Source organism: Candidatus Planktophila versatilis, assembly GCF_002288265.1.
Lineage (GTDB): Bacteria > Actinomycetota > Actinomycetes > Nanopelagicales > Nanopelagicaceae > Planktophila > Planktophila versatilis.
In genome coordinates this window covers 990,905-1,007,119 of sequence record NZ_CP016778.1, presented here as the reverse complement: position 1 = coordinate 1,007,119, position 16,215 = coordinate 990,905, and the positions used below count along the sequence as shown (strand labels likewise).

Here is a 16,215-nt window from a genome sequence, read left to right as displayed (position 1 = left end):
CTAACTGTTACATGCCACGCCCACGCTTTAGCTCTTCAATTCTTAGGAATTATCACCCTCAACTACTAGGCTCGGGCAAAGCAATATTCAACTATTCCTTGGAGGAACCTTGAAAAACAAATTAGCCTTTATGGCGATCTTTGCCTCGGCTGCCCTTGTATTAAGCGGCTGTAGTGCGTCAAGTGAGAGTGCTGGAGCCAAAGCGTGCCTTGCTCTCGACACAGGTGGCGTGGATGACAAGTCATTTAACGCATCAGCATGGGCTGGAGCTCAGGCTGCAGCTGAAGAGAATTCAGATATCGAAGTTAAGTATCTTGCTGCAGCAACCGATGCAGATTACGCACCAAACATTAAGAAGCTTGTTGATGAGGGATGTACAACAATCATCGGCGTTGGCTTCCTTATCAATGGTGCAATCATTGAAGGTGCTAAGGCGAACCCAGATGTTAAGTTCGCAATCGTTGACCAGGATGGTGAAGATCACGGACCAGATGGTTCAATCTATCCAGGAACCAAGTTTGATAACTTGAAGCCAATTCAATTTTCAACAAATGAGTCAGCTTTCCAAGCAGGTTACCTATCAGCAGGAGTTTCAAAGACCGGAACTGTTGCTACATACGGTGGACTTAACATTCCACCAGTCACAATCTTCATGGATGGCTTTGCTCGTGGCGTCGCGCACTACAACGAAGTTAAAGGCAAGTCTGTAAAGGTTCTTGGGTGGGATACCGCCAAGAAGGACGGCACATTCGTTGGCGGGTTCTCTGACTCCGCAAAGGCACTGCAAATCTCTAAGAACTTCGAGCAACAGGGTGCAGACATTATCTTCCCAGTTGCTGGTGGACTTGGTGGAGCAACTGCAGGTAATTCAATTGCCTCGAAGAAGTCATACGTAATCTGGGTCGACACCGATGGTTACGTGGCTGCCTCTCAGTACAAGGAAGTACTTCTTTCCTCAGTTGTGAAGGGTGTAGATACATCTGTTAAGGCAGTAATTCTTGAAGCAGCTGCAGGTACATTCACAGCAACTGGTTACCAGGGCAATCTTGAGAATGGTGGAACCTACTTGGCTCCATACTATGATCTTGCAGATATGGTTCCTGCAGAACTCAGCGCTGAAATTGAAGCACTTGGTGATGCAATCAAATCAGGTGAGGTCGCTGTTCAGTAATCTGTAAAGGACCGATTTCAAGTCCAACAAATGGGACTAGTGATTATTCACTAGTCCCATTTGCTTTCTATAAAGTAAATTACAGAGTAGATTTACGCTATGTCTCTTGAGCTCCGCGGCATCACCAAACGATTTGGTGATTTGATCGCAAATGATTCAATTAGTTTGAGAGTTGAGTCAGGCGAAATCCACGCGCTTCTTGGTGAAAATGGTGCTGGTAAATCTACGCTTATGAATATCGTCTACGGGCTCTTAGCACCGGATGAAGGCAAAATTTTAGTTGATGAGAAAGAAATTACGATTAATTCACCGCTTGATGCCCTTGCCGCTGGAATCGGAATGGTGCATCAACATTTTATGCTTATTCCGGTATTCACGGTCGCTGAAAATATAGTTCTAGGTCACGAAAAGGTAAGAGGGTTTGGGTTCCTCGATTTGGAAGCGGCAAAGAAAGAGATAATCCGAGTATCTGCTGAGTTTAATTTTGATGTTGACCCCGATGCCTTGATTGAAGATTTGCCGGTGGGAATCCAGCAGCGCGTAGAGATCATTAGAGCTCTCATTTATAACGCAAAGGTGCTCATCTTGGATGAACCAACGGCGGTCTTAACCCCACAGGAGACAGATGAACTCCTTCGAAATATGAGGAAACTTCGGGATCAAGGTACGGCAATAATCTTCATCACTCATAAGCTACGTGAAGTGCAAGAAGCAGCAGATAAGATCTCCATTATTCGCCGCGGTAAGGTTGTAGCGATTGCCTCACCTGAGGCTTCACAAGAGGAACTTGCCTCTCTTATGGTTGGCCGACCTATCTCATTTGAAATTGAAAAAGCTCCTGCATCATTTGGTTCAGTAATTCTCGATGTGGAGAATTTAACAATTCGAGACCACACGGGCAGGGCACTTGTCTCTGATATCTCATTTTCTATCCGGGCTGGAGAAATTCTGGCAGTTGCGGGCGTGCAAGGAAATGGTCAGAGCGAGCTAGCAGAGGCGATTGTTGGATTACAGGACCACGTAGATGGGAAAATTACTTTAGCGGGGAAGGACATTTCGAAGGTTTCTGTGAGAAAAGCCCTGCATGCAGGAATTGCATTCGTTCCAGAATCTCGAGAAGAGGACGGATTGATATCTTCATTTAGTATTGAAGAGAATCTCATCCTCGACTTACATGATCTCCCTCCTTTTGCTAAAGGTCCGGTTATTTCTCAAAGCGTTGTTTCAGAAAACGGAGCATCTAGAGTTACTGAGTTTGATATCCGTGCGCAATCACCAAAAGATTCTGCGTCTTCACTCTCTGGTGGTAATAAGCAGAAGGTGGTCCTTGCCCGTGAATTATCTCGGCCAGTGAAATTAGTAGTAGCGTCACAGCCCACGCGTGGATTAGATGTTGGATCAATCGAGTTTGTACACGAAAGAGTCATAGCAGAACGTGATTCGGGCCGCGCAGTTCTTCTCTTCAGTACCGAACTAGACGAAGTGATTTCTTTGGCAGATAGAATTGCAGTGATGTATCGAGGCAAATTTATTGCAATCGTACCTGCAACAACTTCAAGAGAAGAACTTGGATTATTGATGGCGGGGGTAAAGAGATGAAGAACCTTTGGCAAAGAGTCTCCAGGAAGCTAGCCCTTCCATTGTTGGCATTTGGTTTGGCGCTCCTAGTGAGTGGCCTGCTTGTTGCATTCTCTGATTCAGAAGTGTTGGCCCTTAAATCCTCTCCTTTACAGATGCTGGTAAAGGCCTTTGCTACAGCTGGTGGTGCTTTTGCGGCGCTATGGCAAGGTTCAGTTTTCGATCCAAATCTGACTCGAAATGGATACTGGAATGGCTTCTATCCACTCTCAGAGACAATCGTTGCCGCTTCACCTTTAATTCTCACAGGACTTTCTGTGGCACTAGCCTTTCGTGCAGGACTATTTAATATTGGAGCCCAAGGACAATTTATTGCAGGCGCAATTGGAGCAAGTTTTGTTGGATTTTATTTCGATCTTCCGGTCGTAATTCATGCACTTGCCGCCATACTGGCTGCAGTAATTGCTGCCGGAATTTACGGTGGATTTGTGGGCTTACTAAAGGCACGTACTGGTGCGCACGAAGTTATCGTCACAATTATGCTCAATTATGTCGCAGGATACTTTTTGCTTTGGCTTTTAAGCACTGAAACTTTTTTGCGACCAGGTCGTCAAGATCCACTTGCACCCGAAGTTGCGCTCACGGCGAGATTGCCTAAGCTTTTTGGCGCCGACCTCAGAGCAAATTTAGGATTTATTATCGCTTTAGCTGTAGCAGCCCTGGTCTGGTGGCTTTTGCAACGCAGCACTTGGGGATTTCGATTTCGCGCAGTTGGAGCTAATGCAGTCGCAGCCAAGACTGCGGGTATATCAGTTGGGCGAACTACGACGACGGTGATGTTTATCGCTGGTGCTCTTGCTGGTCTGGGTGGTGCAGTGCAGATACTTGGCTCGGAACCAGCACTCACAGCTGGGGTTGGTGGAACTTTTGGATTCGATGCAATCACTGTCGCCTTACTTGGACGCGCCACCCCTATAGGAACAGTATTTGCTGCTCTACTTTTTGGTGCTCTTCGAGCTGGTGGGTTAGAGATGCAGGCGAGCACGGAAACACCACTGGATCTAGTACTAGTAATTCAAGCTCTCGTTGTCCTCTTTATTGCGGCACCAGCTTTGGTTAAGGCAATTTTCAGATTAAAGAATCTAGACCAAGGAGCGACAATCTCTTCGAAGGGATGGAATGGCTGATGGCAAAGATTAGTTTGCGCACAATGTCTGTTCCGGAGAGACGAAAATTCCGTGGGGTAATCACAATGGGTGTACTAGGAATTTTTGCACTTGTAGTTTTTGCACTCCTGCCGGATAAAAGCCAGCCTGTCACATATGGTTTTATTTTAGGCAAGGAATGGGTGCTGCTCGAGAAGTGGGTCGTTGACTCCAAATCTGGCGCCTTACTCTTCGCCGTCCTGTCAGTAGTTACTGCGCTTGTGGCATTGGGCCTCTTTACGATGAGGAAACATTCAAGAGTCATCAGCCTTGTTTTCGGATCTACATTTCTTATGTCCTTCCTCTGTTGGGCAGCTGCAGGGAAGTTCATTCCTCTTACAGGTCTCTTACAAGGAGGTTTACTACTTTCCGTTCCACTTATTTTTGGGGCAATGGCTGGTGTGCTATCAGAACGCTCAGGAGTTATCAATATTGCAATCGAGGGACAGCTTCTAGCCGGGGCCTTTGCCTCAGGTGTTATTGCTTCACTGCTAAATAATAATTGGTGGGGACTTCTCTTTGCTCCCATAGCTGGAGCACTAATTTCCCTCCTTCTTGCGATTTTTGCAATTAGATACGGAATTGATCAGGTAGTTCTTGGTTTTGTTCTCAATGTTTTGGTAATTGGATTAACTAGCTTTCTTTACAAGAAACTTCTTATTCCATATCAAAGCGAATGGAATTCAGCAACGGCATTTGCTCCCATAGAGATTCCTTTGCTTTCCCAGATTCCAGTGATTGGACCAATCTTTTTTGCCCAAAGCATAATTGTTTACCTCATGTATATTTTCGTAACTATTATTCACATTGCGCTATTTAAGAGCAGGTGGGGTCTTCGTACACGCGCTGTAGGTGAGCATCCAACTGCTGCAGAATCCGTTGGAATCAATGTCAACGCAATTCGATTTAAGAACGTAATTTTAGCTGGTGCCATCGCAGGTCTTGGTGGCGCCTTCTTCACTTTGGGTGCAGTTGGATCTTTCAGTAAGGAAATGACTGCAGGTAAGGGTTTTATCGCCTTGGCAGCGCTCATCTTTGGCCGCTGGAGCCCCATGGGCGCAGTAGCAGCTGCATTGATCTTTGGCTTCGCCGATAACCTCCAAGGGCTACTGACAATTATTGGTACCCCAATTCCATCTGAATTTATGTTGATGGCGCCATACATTGCGACAATCATTGCCGTCTCAGGATTTATTGGAAAAGTTCGAGCGCCGGCGGCAGATGGAATTCCGTATAAACGTGGCGGAGGCTCGCACTAATGAATATTTCTTGGGATGTACTGCACGCAGAGGCGCTAACTGCGATGAAGAAGGCATACGTGCCGTATTCAAAGTTTCCGGTGGGTGTGGCAGCACTTGTCGATGATGGGCGAATTGTTTCTGGATGCAATGTTGAAAATGCGAGTTATGGACTGACCTTGTGTGCTGAATGTGGCTTGGTTTCCTCACTGATTGCAACAGGTGGGGGCCGTCTCGTGGCATTTGTATGCGTGGATATCGCAGGAAATGCATTGATGCCGTGTGGTCGCTGTCGCCAATTACTGCAAGAACATGGTGGTTCCACACTACAAATGATGACTGATCAGGGCGTAAAGACTTTGGCAGATTTACTTCCATGGGCTTTTGGACCCGAGGAAATTGAGAATCGCCTTTCATGATTGAACCTTTTGCAGCTGTAGAAATCATTGCAGCTAAGCGAGACCGAAACGAACTAAGCGACACACAGATTGATTGGGTTATCGACGCGTACACCCGTGGTGTTGTTGCAGATGAGCAGATGTCGGCACTTCTCATGGCAATTCTGCTAAATGGTATGAACTCGCGTGAGATATCACGCTGGACCAATGCGATGATAAATAGTGGCGAGCGTATGGATTGGTCGATGCTTGATCGCAAAACTGTAGATAAACACTCAACCGGCGGTGTTGGCGACAAGATCACACTTCCGTTGGCACCGCTTGTGGCAGCATGTGGTGGCGCCGTCCCTCAACTTTCTGGTCGCGGACTTGGCCACACAGGTGGAACACTCGACAAACTTGAATCAATTCCTGGTTGGCGCGCATCACTTTCTAATGATGAGATGCTTAAGGTATTACAAGAGACTGGTGCAGTCATTTGCGCAGCTGGTGCTGGGTTAGCACCGGCAGATAAGAAGCTTTATGCACTACGTGATGTCACTGCAACGGTGGAGGCGATTCCGCTGATTGCATCATCAATCATGAGCAAGAAGATTGCCGAAGGAACTTCCGCTCTTGTTCTTGATGTAAAGACTGGCAGCGGAGCCTTTATGGCAGATCCCAAGAAGGCATCAGAGCTCGCTCGCACGATGGTGCAACTTGGTACAGATGCCGGAGTAAAGACTCGCGCGTTAGTAACTGCGATGGATGTGCCACTGGGCTTAACTGCAGGCAACGCACTTGAAGTGCGTGAATCTGTTGAGGTATTAGCAGGGGGTGGCCCCAGCGATGTTGTTGAATTAACAATTTTGCTTGCACGTGAAATGATTGATGCTGCTGGAATTATTGGAAAAGATCCAGAAGTTGCACTGAAAGATGGCAGTGCAATGGATCATTGGCGCAGAATGATTAGCGCCCAAGGGGGAGACCCGGATGCAGCGCTGCCAGTAGCGCGAGAAAAACATGTGATTGCAGCTGCTCACAGCGGCACAGTGACCACCATGGATGCCATGAAGGTGGGAGTCAGCGCTTGGCGCTTAGGTGCGGGGCGCTCTAAGCAGGGCGAGAAGGTCCAGGCGGGAGCTGGAATCGAGTTACACGCAAAGCCAGGGGATTACATCACTGCAGGTGCACCGCTTATGACCTTACATACCGATGAGCCAGCGAGATTCGAGCGCGCTTTAGAGATTCTAGAAGGTGCTGTCACAATAGTAGAAGGCGGAACAGTCAACCGACTGCCATTAGTTTTGGAGAGAATCGAAGGATGAGTAACATCACCAAGAAGCCAACTGCTGAACAGGTAAAGCGTTTACCTAAGGCGTTGCTGCACGATCACCTCGATGGCGGACTGCGCCCCCAAACAATCATTGACATTGCCAAAGAGATTGGCCATGAACTCCCAACTTATGATGCGGCAGAGCTTGCTGAATGGTTTAGATCATCATGTGATTCAGGCTCACTAGTTCTCTACTTAGAAACTTTTGCCCACACGGTTGCCGTGATGCAACGCAGACAAGATATTGTCCGGGTTGCGCGCGAATGCGCTGTAGATCTTGCGCGCGATGGTGTTGTTTATGCTGAAGTTCGCATGGCACCTGAACTGATTACCGAAAAAGGACTGACACTTGCACAAGCCATCGAAGCAATCCTCGAGGGTTTCCGCGAAGGTGAAGCTGAAGCAAAGAGTGAAGGGAACACGATTCGCGTCATGTCACTGCTTTGTGGAATGCGCCAAAATCAACTCTCACAAGTAGTTGCAGAACTGGCAGTGAAGTATCGCGATCAAGGAGTTGTCGGCTTTGATATTGCAGGGCCAGAAGATGGATTCCCACCAAGTGATCAGCTAGATACCTTTGAATATCTGCGCCGCGAGAATGCGCACTTCACTATTCATGCTGGTGAGGCCTACGGCCTGCCATCTATCTGGGAAGCAATTCAATTGTGCGGAGCAGAACGCTTAGGTCACGGTGTTCGCATTACCGACGATATCGATTTCAATCACACACCAGCCCGCCTTGGTCGTCTCTCTTCTTATGTGAGAGATCGCAGAGTGCCACTTGAAATGTGCCCATCTTCCAATATTCAAACAGGTGTTGCAGATTCATTTGCCCACCATCCGCTAGCAAAGCTGGCAAAGCTTCGATTTAGAGTGACCATCAATACAGATAATCGCTTGATGTCTGCAACTTCGATGTCACGTGAGATGACAGAGATGGTCAATCAATGTGATTGGACCTTCCAAGATTTGCAGCGAGTGACAATTAATGCCCTGAAAAGTGCGTTTATTCCTTTTGAGGAACGGCTATCGATTATCGAAAGCGTTGTGAAACCGCAGTATGCAAAGATTTCAGAGGAGTAAGTTCGTTACACCCCAACTGAGTGCCAGACAGTTTTAGATTCCATAAATGCAAGGATTCTTGACGGGCTTTGACCAGTACTAAATGCATGAATCCGCTTTAAGTTCTCAGCCCCAGCTACTTTCAGTTCTCCATGTTTTTTCTTGTTAACACCAGAAATATCAAAACCATCAATATCCATATGAGATGCAGCCCACGGGGCAAGTTCATCAAGTGATCCGGTCAGGATATTGATGACACCAGCCGGTAGGTCACTTGTTGCCAACACCTCGGCGAAAGTCATGGCTGGTACTGCAAGTGAACCAGGAACGAGAACAACAGTTGTATTACCTGAGACTACGGCGGCGGCGATAGCATCGATGAAATCGATAAAACTCACATCAGATGCGATGGCAATCACGCCTTGCGGCTCAGAGATTGAGAAATTGAAGAATGGACCAGAGACTGGATTTGTGGCTCCACTGACTGCTTGAAGTTTGTCACTCCAGCCGGCATACCAAACCCAACGATCAATAGCATCTGTTACTTGTGCCTTGGCTTTAGCCGCGGTTATCTGCGAAGTAAGTGCAATTTCAGATTCAAACTGTTCTGCTCTGCCTTCAAGCATTTCAGCGATGCGATAGAGAATTTGACCACGATTGTATGCAGTGGCTTTTGCCCACCCTGATTGCGCAGCACGCGCCGCTGTGACTGCATCACGTAGATCTTTACGCGATGCCAGTGCAGGGTTAGCAATGAAATCCCCATTCTTGGCAGTTACTTCAAATACGCGACCAGATTCACTACGGGCAAATGCACCATTGATGAAGAGTTTGTAAGTCTTCTTCACATCAACACGAGGCTGCTTCTTAGTAGTCATTTACTTCGCCCCAGTCTCTTTGCCATTTTTTAAATATGCAGCAAGGCCATGCTTGCCACCTTCGCGACCCCATCCAGATTCTTTATAACCTCCGAATGGCGATGCTGGATCAAATTTATTAAAGGTATTTGCCCAGATAACTCCAGCTTTGAGGTGTTGGCTAGCCCAGAAAATTCGTGAGCCTTTCTCGCTCCAGATACCGGCAGATAATCCGAAGGGAGTGTTATTTGCCTTGTCGATAGCTTCTTGGGGAGTTCTAAAAGTTAGGATTGACAGAACTGGACCGAAGATCTCTTCCTGCGCGATTCGGTTAGCCTGAGTGACACCAGTAAAGATTGTTGGAGCAAACCAGAAACCTTTATCAGGCAGATTGCACTGTGGGCTCCAACGTTGAGCACCTTCGCCATCTCCGATTGCTGAGAGCTCTTTAATCTTTACCAACTGCTCCTTTGAGTTGATGGCACCGAGATCAGTATTTTTATCGAGCGGATCTCCGACTCTAATTTTAGACATTCTGACCTTGAGCTTTTCAATCACTTCGTCAGCGATACTCTCTTGCAGAATTAGCCTTGATCCCGCGCAGCAGACATGTCCCTGATTAAAGAAGATTCCATTGACGATTCCTTCGACTGCTTCATCTACTGGGGCGTCATCGAAGACAATATTGGCACCCTTTCCACCTAATTCCAGGGTCGCTTTCTTATCTGTGGCTGCAATAGCGCGAGCAATCTTCTTCCCAACTTCAGTAGATCCGGTAAATGCAATCTTATGTATTCCTGGATGGTTCACTATCGCTGCACCAGTAGAGCCATCGCCGGTGACAATATTGACTACTCCATCTGGTAATTCAGCTTGCTGACAGACTTCGGCAAAAAGAAGAGCAGTCAGCGAGGTTGTCTCTGCTGGCTTGAGAACCACTGTGTTACCGGTGGCAAGTGCCGGTGCAACTTTCCAAGCCAGCATTAACAGTGGGAAATTCCAAGGAATGATCTGTCCCGCAACGCCATAGGCTTTAGGGGAGTGACCGAGACCTGCGTAATCTAATTTGTCGGCCCACCCTGCATGATAGAAAAAGTGTGCTGCAACGAGTGGAATATCAATATCGCGAGTTTCACGGATTGGCTTTCCATTATCGAGAGTCTCAAGGACGGCAAACTCACGTGCACGTTCTTGCAGAATTCGAGCAATTCGATATAAATATTTTCCACGTTCTTTACCTGAAAGCTTTGACCAGGTTTTTGTATAAGCCTTTTGTGCCGCTGCAACCGCCTTATCAACATCTGACACACCACCCAGAGAAATAAGGCTCAACACCTCTTCGGTCGCAGGATTGATGGTTGGGAAGTGCTTCTTTCCGGCAACAAAAGAGCCGTTGATGAAGTGACCATACTTAGGCTTGATTGAGACGATCGCCCTAGATTCCGGCGCCGGTGCATATTCGAAGGTCATCTTGCGCCCATTCCTAGTCAATCGATACGTAGTTAGGGCTAGCGTAGTAGCCATCTGACATTTTCATGCGTTGCATCAGTAAATCATTGAGAAGCGCGCTTGCCCCGATTCGAAATAGCTGCGGAGTTAACCAGTCAGGTCCTGCAGTCTCATTTACCAGAACCAATTGCTTAATTGCATCCTTCGTAGTCCGGATTCCGCCGGCAGGCTTGACTCCAATTTTTCGTTGTGTGAGTGTGTAAAAATCACGCACAGCTTCAAGCATCACAAGCACAACTGGCGGGGTAGCAGCAGGAGCCACCTTTCCTGTGGAAGTCTTGATGAAGTCAGCTCCTGCAAGCATTGCAAGGTAGGAAGCCTTTCGAACATTGTCATAGGTGACAAGTTCGCCAGTTTCAAAGATAACTTTAAGATGCGCCTTCTCACCACAGATTTCTCGAATCTTTACAATCTCATCAAAGACCATTCCATACTTACCTGCCAAGAATGCTCCACGGTCAATCACCATATCAATTTCAGCTGCACCCGCATTGATTGCATCTTGAGTATCTTGAATCTTCACCTCCATGGAAGCTCGGCCAGATGGAAATGCAGTGGAGACAGCGGCAACTGGAACATGTTCCCCGCCAATTGCATCTAAATGTGTGCGAGCTATTTCAACCATATCGTTATAGACACAGATTGCGCCTACGCTAGGAACTGTTGGATCCGTTGGATCAGGCCTGACTGCCTTTGAACACAAGGCGCGAACTTTCCCAGGTGTATCTGCACCTTCGAGAGTTGTTAGGTCAACCATGGATATTGCGGTATCAATCGCCCATTTCTTGCTTGTTGTCTTAATACTACGAGTTGCCAGCATTGCAGCTCGAGAGTCTGCACCCACTTGGTCAACGCCAGATAGTTGCTCTAAGAATTTAAGAAGAGATTTCTCAGATCCATCAACTAGGCCATAGAAACTCATGAAAGGAATTCTTTCAGAGGTTGGCGAATCTCGTCGAGTATTTTCTGTGACTCACCTGACGTTGCTGTCACGACTTCGATATAACACTTGATTTTCGCCTCAGTACCTGAGGGACGCACAATGACTCGAATTCCTCCAGCAAGCCAGATTCGCAGCCCATCTGTTGGTGGTAATCCGTTTGTAGGAGCCGCTAAGTCATCGATGGCTTCAACGCCACGTCCGGCAATCTCTTGTGGTGGGTGCTGGCGTAGCCGTGCGAGTAGACCAGTAACCACCGATAGATCAGCGACGCGAATTGAAATCTGTTCCGTGCCATGGAAACCATGTCGGGCCCATACTTCATCGAGCAGGTCAGAAATAGTGAGTCCATCGCGCTTTAAATCGATTGCTATCTGAGCGATGAAGATTGCAGCTGATATTCCATCTTTATCATTAACATTTTCGGAATCAACGGCGTAGCCAATCGCTTCTTCATATCCAAAGGACAGGTTCTCAATCTTTGCCAGCCACTTAAAGCCTGTGAGCACCTCTTTGTATTTGATTCCATAGTGCGCGCTAATCTTGCCCAGTGCCGAGGAAGAGACGATAGAAGTTGCGAATGTTCCAGATGGCTTGGTGCGTGCAATCCATTCGCCAAAGATTATTCCAAGCTCATCTCCGCGCAACATTCGCCAGCCGACTTTAGGATCTTTAATTGCCACCGCACATCGGTCAGTATCTGGGTCATTAGCAATTACCAGCTCAGCGCCAAAATCGCGCGCTTTCTTGAGTGCTAAATCAATTGCGCCAGGTTCCTCCGGGTTTGGGAAAGCAACTGTTGGAAAATCCGGATCAGGAGTGCATTGGTCATCAACCAGAATCAAAGTGGCAAAACCCGCATGGTTAAAGACTCTTTGCACAGTCTCGGTTCCAACGCCATGCATCGCGGTGTAGACAATCTTGAGATCACCGGGACGGGGGGCTAACTGTGCAGTGCGCCTCACGTATTCGGTAATGACATCCTCACCAACGATTTTCCATTCTTTGCCGCGAGGCTGTGATTTCAAGGAATTCACTAAAGTGATTTGATCGGCAATTAACTGATCGGTGGGGCTGATGATTTGCGAGCAGGCGTAGTTGATTCCATCGGCGCTCGGTCCTACATAAACCTTGTAGCCGTTATCTTGTCGAGGATTATGGCTTGCAGTCACCATAATTCCGATATCGCACTTCAAATACTGCGTAGCAAATGCCAATACTGGCGTCGGAAGCGGGCGAGGCAGAACGTACACATCCATGCCGGCACCGCTGAAGATTGATGCGCTCTCCTGGGTAAATTCAGCCGATCCATGACGTGCATCTTGACCGATAACAACTGATTTCATTCCATGAGATTTCATATAGGCAGCGATACCTGCTGCGGTGCGGCCGACTACGGCGCGGTTCATAGCCGAAGGACCGGGACCTACCGGTCCACGTAAACCTGCCGTGCCAAATTGGAGAAATCCATTGAAATACTTCTTAAGTAATTGTTCATCACCGGCATCAAGTGCTTTCTGAAGTTCGCCGGCTGTCTGCGGATCTGGGTCATCGGCTATCCATGCCTCTACTTCTGCCTTCAGTGATGCATCCATAAGAAGAGAGTAACTTTCCTTATACGAGCTTTGGAATTGTGGTTTTAAGAAGTGATCCCATGCGACTCGCAGCAGCTTTCCCTGCGGCAATGACTTCTTCATGGTTTAACTTCTCACCAGTCACACCAGATGCAGCATTTGTTACCAAGGAAATGCCTAGAACTTCAGCACCGAGTGCGTGAGCTGCAATTGCTTCCGGAACCGTAGACATTCCGACTAAATCGGCACCCATGGTGCGCATCATGAGAATTTCTGCCGGAGTTTCATAAGTAGGCCCGCGCCAGTGAACATAGACGCCCTCAGCGAGAGATGAATCTTCCTTCTTCACAATCTCGCGAATTCGCTTGCTGTAAAGATCTGTGAGATCAATAAATGTTGCACCTGAAAGGGGTGAGGCTGCAGTGAGTGAAATATGGTCGCGAATAATGACTGGTTGACCAACCTTGAAGGAGGTGTTAATTCCACCGCAGGCATTAGTTAAAATGACAACCTTGCAACCGGCTTTGACTGCAGTGCGTACACCGTGCACAACTGGCTCCATGCCCTTGCCTTCATACAAGTGTGTACGACCAAGAAAAACTAGCGCTCGTATCGTCTTGCCATTTTCACTGATTTCATATGAGCGAACTTTTCCAGAGTGACCTTCTACTGCTGGAGCTAAGAATCCAGTGAGTTCATCTGCATCGCATTCAAAGGCAGGAGTGCCAAGTGCATCAGCTGCGCCCACCCAACCCGAACCCATCACCAGTGCAACATCGTGCGATGGCACACCCGTGCGCTGGGCGATTTCTTTCGCCGCTTGCGTAGCGGCGGAGAGAGGATCGGAGTAGAGAAGTTCGGTTGAGGTCATGCCTGAATAATGTCACAGAGAACTGTTCCACTAGCCACAGTCTCACCAATTACAGCTTTTAAGTTCTTAATCACACCGCTGGTATGGGCAGTTAATGGCTGCTCCATCTTCATGGCTTCAAGCACTATAACAAGGTCACCCGCTTCAACGCTCTGTCCTTCTTCCACGGCAATCTTTACCACCGTTCCTTGCATCGGAGATGCAAGCCCGGTTCCTGCTGCGCCAGTAACAGAAGATTGCTTTGCACGGTGGCGCTTTACGACTGGTTCTGGTGCATGAACGAGAATCTCAAACCGCTTTCCATTAACTTCAGCAACTAATTTCTCAGCAGCAACCTTCGTCTGAATATCTAAAGGAACAGATTTAAATGCTGGAATCTCGTTGATAAATTCATTTTCAATGTAACTGGTATAGATCTTGAAATCTTCTGTGTAGGCAGGGTCTTCAAGAATTGCGCGGTGAAACGGAAGTGCTGTAGCTAGTCCACCAACTATAAACTCGGCAAGAGCGCGACGAGCACGTTCAATGGCTTGTTCACGTGTTGCACCGGTAACAATGAGTTTGGCAAGAAGTGAATCGAAGTTTCCACCAATTACATCACCGTTACGGAAACCTGCATCAACCCGAACGCCAGGACCAGTGGGGATACTCCACGCAGTAATGCGACCAGGAGCTGGCAAGAATGAACGCCCTGGATCTTCACCATTAATACGGAATTCAATTGAGTGCCCACGCACTACAGGATCATCGAAACCTAAACTTTCACCCATTGCGATTCGGAACTGTTCACGCACTAAGTCAATGCCGGTAACTTCTTCAGAAACAGGATGTTCTACTTGCAGACGAGTATTTACCTCTAAGAATGAAATTGTTCCATCTTGTCCAACAAGGAATTCGCATGTGCCGGCACCGATATAGCCTGCCTCTTTCATAATCGCCTTACTTGAGCGGTAGAGCTCTTCATTCTGAGCTTGTGTCAGAAATGGTGCTGGCGCTTCTTCTACAAGTTTTTGATGTCGGCGTTGCAATGAACAGTCTCGGGTTGAAACAACAACTGCGTGGCCATGCTTATCAACTAGTACTTGAGTCTCAACGTGGCGCGGCTTATCAAGGTAGCGCTCTACAAAGCATTCACCGCGTCCAAAACCTGCAATCGCTTCCCGCACCGCAGAGTCATAGAGCTCTGGGATTTCCTCCATAGTGCGAGCAACTTTGAGACCACGCCCTCCTCCGCCGAAGGCAGCTTTAATTGCAACAGGAAGCCCGTGTTCTTTCGCGAATGCCAATACTTCGCCATGACCAGTAACTGGATCTTTTGTACCTGCAACAAGTGGCGCACCAGCAGCTGCTGCAATGCGACGAGCAGAGACTTTATCGCCGAGCGCGCTGATTGCCGCTGGGGGAGGTCCAATCCAGATGAGACCTGCATCAAGGACTGCTTGTGCGAAGTCGGCATTTTCAGAGAGGAATCCATAGCCAGGATGTACCGCATCAGCCTTTGCTTCTTTGGCAAGTGCGATGATCTTTGGAATATTCAGGTAAGTATCTTTGGCAAGTGTTCCATTCAGTGAGTAAGCAAAGTCGGCGCTCTGGGCGTGCAGCGCATCACGATCTTCTTCTGAGTACATGGCAACACTTTCCAGGCCATGGTCTTTGCAGGCGCGAATAACACGTAAAGCGATTTCGCCTCGGTTAGCAATCAGAACGCGCTTCATAACATCTCCTTTACCTGTGGCCAAGAATATCCAAGTTGCTTCATTGCGCCACGAAGAAAGGGCATCGATATACCGACAACATTAGTGTAATCGCCTTCAATTACCGGAATAAATGGAGAACCGAAGCCATCGAGAGTAAAACCACCGGCGACGTGAAGGGGCTCACCGGATGCAACATAGTCGGTGATTTCTTCTTCGGTCATATCGGTGAATGTCACCTTCGTGGTGACGCGATCTGCAATTTCAATACCTTTCTCAGTATCAATAATGCAGTGACCTGTATGAAGTAGCCCAGTGCGCCCACTAATTTTCTTTGCGCGTTCAATGGCAATATCTGTTGTTCCGGGTTTTCCAAATGAAACTCCATCAACATCAAATGTTGAATCACAACCAATGATGATGGCTGGATAATCAATCATTTCGCGAACTGTATGAGCCTTTGAAACTGCTAGCGCAATGACCATATCCGTTGGGCTCATGGCATTGAAAAAATCAGTTTCTTCATCAACATTGCTTACAATAATTGTTGGCTTAAGTCCCGCATCTTCTAAGAGCCTACGGCGGGAAGTTGATTGGGAAGCAAGAACAATACGGGGCATTAATTCATCTTTCTTGCGCCAAAAGCAACGTGATGAGGCAATGGTTGTCGTAGTTGAGGCCGCCCAAAAATGCTTCGCTTAATCACTGGTGTGAGATCAACAGATTTATGGTTGGCCAAGACTGCTTGCAGCGCGAGGAGTTCCTCTGGAGTGGGGTTTCCAGATACGACGGTGAATTTCATT

15 protein-coding genes are annotated in these 16,215 nt (G+C 47.7%); 7 read left to right on the top strand and 8 right to left on the bottom strand.

Annotated features, from left to right (window positions below):
* Nucleotides 1-109 precede the first annotated feature (109 nt).
* From A1sIIB76_RS05145 to A1sIIB76_RS05115, 7 genes are all read left to right on the top strand, one after another.
* Nucleotides 110-1,171: a BMP family lipoprotein gene (locus tag A1sIIB76_RS05145; RefSeq protein ID WP_223298758.1), complete on the top strand. Its 1,062-nt coding sequence runs from the start codon at nucleotides 110-112 to the stop codon at nucleotides 1,169-1,171.
* A 99-nt stretch (nucleotides 1,172-1,270) separates the two neighbouring features.
* Complete coding sequence (locus A1sIIB76_RS05140; RefSeq protein WP_095684954.1) at nucleotides 1,271-2,770, top strand: ABC transporter ATP-binding protein; 1,500 nt, start codon at nucleotides 1,271-1,273, stop codon at nucleotides 2,768-2,770.
* Nucleotides 2,767-3,936 (top strand): ABC transporter permease, encoded by a 1,170-nt coding sequence (locus A1sIIB76_RS05135; protein WP_095697137.1) that lies wholly within the window; start codon nucleotides 2,767-2,769, stop codon nucleotides 3,934-3,936. Before A1sIIB76_RS05140 ends, A1sIIB76_RS05135 begins: the two co-directional genes overlap by 4 nt.
* Nucleotides 3,936-5,213 carry an ABC transporter permease gene (locus tag A1sIIB76_RS05130; RefSeq protein ID WP_223298336.1) on the top strand — a complete coding sequence of 426 codons (1,278 nt, stop codon included), beginning with the start codon at nucleotides 3,936-3,938 and terminating at the stop codon, nucleotides 5,211-5,213. Before A1sIIB76_RS05135 ends, A1sIIB76_RS05130 begins: the two co-directional genes overlap by 1 nt.
* Entirely contained in the window at nucleotides 5,213-5,611 is a 399-nt protein-coding gene (locus A1sIIB76_RS05125; RefSeq protein WP_095697136.1) for a cytidine deaminase, read from the top strand. The genes A1sIIB76_RS05130 and A1sIIB76_RS05125 overlap by 1 nt, the downstream gene beginning before the upstream one ends.
* Nucleotides 5,608-6,897, top strand: a complete 1,290-nt coding sequence (locus tag A1sIIB76_RS05120) for a thymidine phosphorylase (RefSeq protein WP_095697135.1) — start codon at nucleotides 5,608-5,610, stop codon at nucleotides 6,895-6,897. The genes A1sIIB76_RS05125 and A1sIIB76_RS05120 overlap by 4 nt, the downstream gene beginning before the upstream one ends.
* Entirely contained in the window at nucleotides 6,894-7,988 is a 1,095-nt protein-coding gene (locus A1sIIB76_RS05115) for an adenosine deaminase (RefSeq protein ID WP_095675133.1), read from the top strand. Before A1sIIB76_RS05120 ends, A1sIIB76_RS05115 begins: the two co-directional genes overlap by 4 nt.
* Before the next feature lie 5 nt (nucleotides 7,989-7,993).
* Here A1sIIB76_RS05115 and A1sIIB76_RS05110 read toward each other — a convergent pair whose 3' ends face one another.
* The 8 genes from A1sIIB76_RS05110 to A1sIIB76_RS05075 are packed head-to-tail and all read right to left on the bottom strand — an operon-like array spanning nucleotide 7,994 to nucleotide 16,214.
* Nucleotides 7,994-8,845: an aldehyde dehydrogenase family protein gene (locus tag A1sIIB76_RS05110; protein ID WP_095697134.1), complete on the bottom strand. Its 852-nt coding sequence runs from the start codon at nucleotides 8,843-8,845 to the stop codon at nucleotides 7,994-7,996.
* Entirely contained in the window at nucleotides 8,846-10,348 is a 1,503-nt protein-coding gene (locus tag A1sIIB76_RS05105; RefSeq protein WP_223298757.1) for an aldehyde dehydrogenase family protein, read from the bottom strand. It lies immediately after the preceding gene.
* On the bottom strand, nucleotides 10,308-11,255 hold the full coding sequence (gene deoC, locus A1sIIB76_RS05100) for a deoxyribose-phosphate aldolase (protein WP_095675130.1): 948 nt from the start codon (nucleotides 11,253-11,255) through the stop codon (nucleotides 10,308-10,310). The genes A1sIIB76_RS05105 and deoC overlap by 41 nt, the downstream gene beginning before the upstream one ends.
* A complete protein-coding gene (locus tag A1sIIB76_RS05095) occupies nucleotides 11,252-12,868 on the bottom strand; it encodes a phospho-sugar mutase (protein ID WP_095684948.1) in 1,617 nt (538 codons plus the stop codon). The genes deoC and A1sIIB76_RS05095 overlap by 4 nt, the downstream gene beginning before the upstream one ends.
* A gap of 19 nt (nucleotides 12,869-12,887) precedes the next feature.
* Nucleotides 12,888-13,718 carry a purine-nucleoside phosphorylase gene (locus A1sIIB76_RS05090; protein ID WP_095684947.1) on the bottom strand — a complete coding sequence of 277 codons (831 nt, stop codon included), beginning with the start codon at nucleotides 13,716-13,718 and terminating at the stop codon, nucleotides 12,888-12,890.
* A complete protein-coding gene (locus tag A1sIIB76_RS05085; protein ID WP_095684946.1) occupies nucleotides 13,715-15,433 on the bottom strand; it encodes an acetyl/propionyl/methylcrotonyl-CoA carboxylase subunit alpha in 1,719 nt (572 codons plus the stop codon). Before A1sIIB76_RS05085 ends, A1sIIB76_RS05090 begins: the two co-directional genes overlap by 4 nt.
* Nucleotides 15,430-16,032, bottom strand: coding sequence for a Maf family protein (locus A1sIIB76_RS05080; protein WP_095684945.1), 603 nt, complete (start codon nucleotides 16,030-16,032; stop codon nucleotides 15,430-15,432). Before A1sIIB76_RS05080 ends, A1sIIB76_RS05085 begins: the two co-directional genes overlap by 4 nt.
* Nucleotides 16,032-16,214, bottom strand: coding sequence for an acyl-CoA carboxylase subunit epsilon (locus tag A1sIIB76_RS05075; protein WP_095684944.1), 183 nt, complete (start codon nucleotides 16,212-16,214; stop codon nucleotides 16,032-16,034). The genes A1sIIB76_RS05080 and A1sIIB76_RS05075 overlap by 1 nt, the downstream gene beginning before the upstream one ends.
* Nucleotide 16,215: the final 1 nt, after the last annotated feature.

Bases quoted from the DNA above. Each gene is read 5' to 3' on its own strand.
- A1sIIB76_RS05140 (WP_095684954.1), top strand. From the start codon at position 1,271: ATGTCTCTTGAGCTCCGCGGCATCACCAAACGATTTGGTGATTTGATC.
- A1sIIB76_RS05135 (WP_095697137.1), top strand. From the start codon at position 2,767: ATGAAGAACCTTTGGCAAAGAGTCTCCAGGAAGCTAGCCCTTCCATTG.
- A1sIIB76_RS05130 (WP_223298336.1), top strand. From the start codon at position 3,936: ATGGCAAAGATTAGTTTGCGCACAATGTCTGTTCCGGAGAGACGAAAA.
- A1sIIB76_RS05125 (WP_095697136.1), top strand. From the start codon at position 5,213: ATGAATATTTCTTGGGATGTACTGCACGCAGAGGCGCTAACTGCGATG.
- A1sIIB76_RS05120 (WP_095697135.1), top strand. From the start codon at position 5,608: ATGATTGAACCTTTTGCAGCTGTAGAAATCATTGCAGCTAAGCGAGAC.
- A1sIIB76_RS05115 (WP_095675133.1), top strand. From the start codon at position 6,894: ATGAGTAACATCACCAAGAAGCCAACTGCTGAACAGGTAAAGCGTTTA.
- A1sIIB76_RS05110 (WP_095697134.1), bottom strand. From the start codon at position 8,845: ATGACTACTAAGAAGCAGCCTCGTGTTGATGTGAAGAAGACTTACAAA.
- A1sIIB76_RS05105 (WP_223298757.1), bottom strand. From the start codon at position 10,348: ATGGCTACTACGCTAGCCCTAACTACGTATCGATTGACTAGGAATGGG.
- deoC (WP_095675130.1), bottom strand. From the start codon at position 11,255: ATGAGTTTCTATGGCCTAGTTGATGGATCTGAGAAATCTCTTCTTAAA.
- A1sIIB76_RS05095 (WP_095684948.1), bottom strand. From the start codon at position 12,868: ATGGATGCATCACTGAAGGCAGAAGTAGAGGCATGGATAGCCGATGAC.
- A1sIIB76_RS05090 (WP_095684947.1), bottom strand. From the start codon at position 13,718: ATGACCTCAACCGAACTTCTCTACTCCGATCCTCTCTCCGCCGCTACG.
- A1sIIB76_RS05085 (WP_095684946.1), bottom strand. From the start codon at position 15,433: ATGAAGCGCGTTCTGATTGCTAACCGAGGCGAAATCGCTTTACGTGTT.
- A1sIIB76_RS05080 (WP_095684945.1), bottom strand. From the start codon at position 16,032: ATGCCCCGTATTGTTCTTGCTTCCCAATCAACTTCCCGCCGTAGGCTC.
- A1sIIB76_RS05075 (WP_095684944.1), bottom strand. From the start codon at position 16,214: ATGAAATTCACCGTCGTATCTGGAAACCCCACTCCAGAGGAACTCCTC.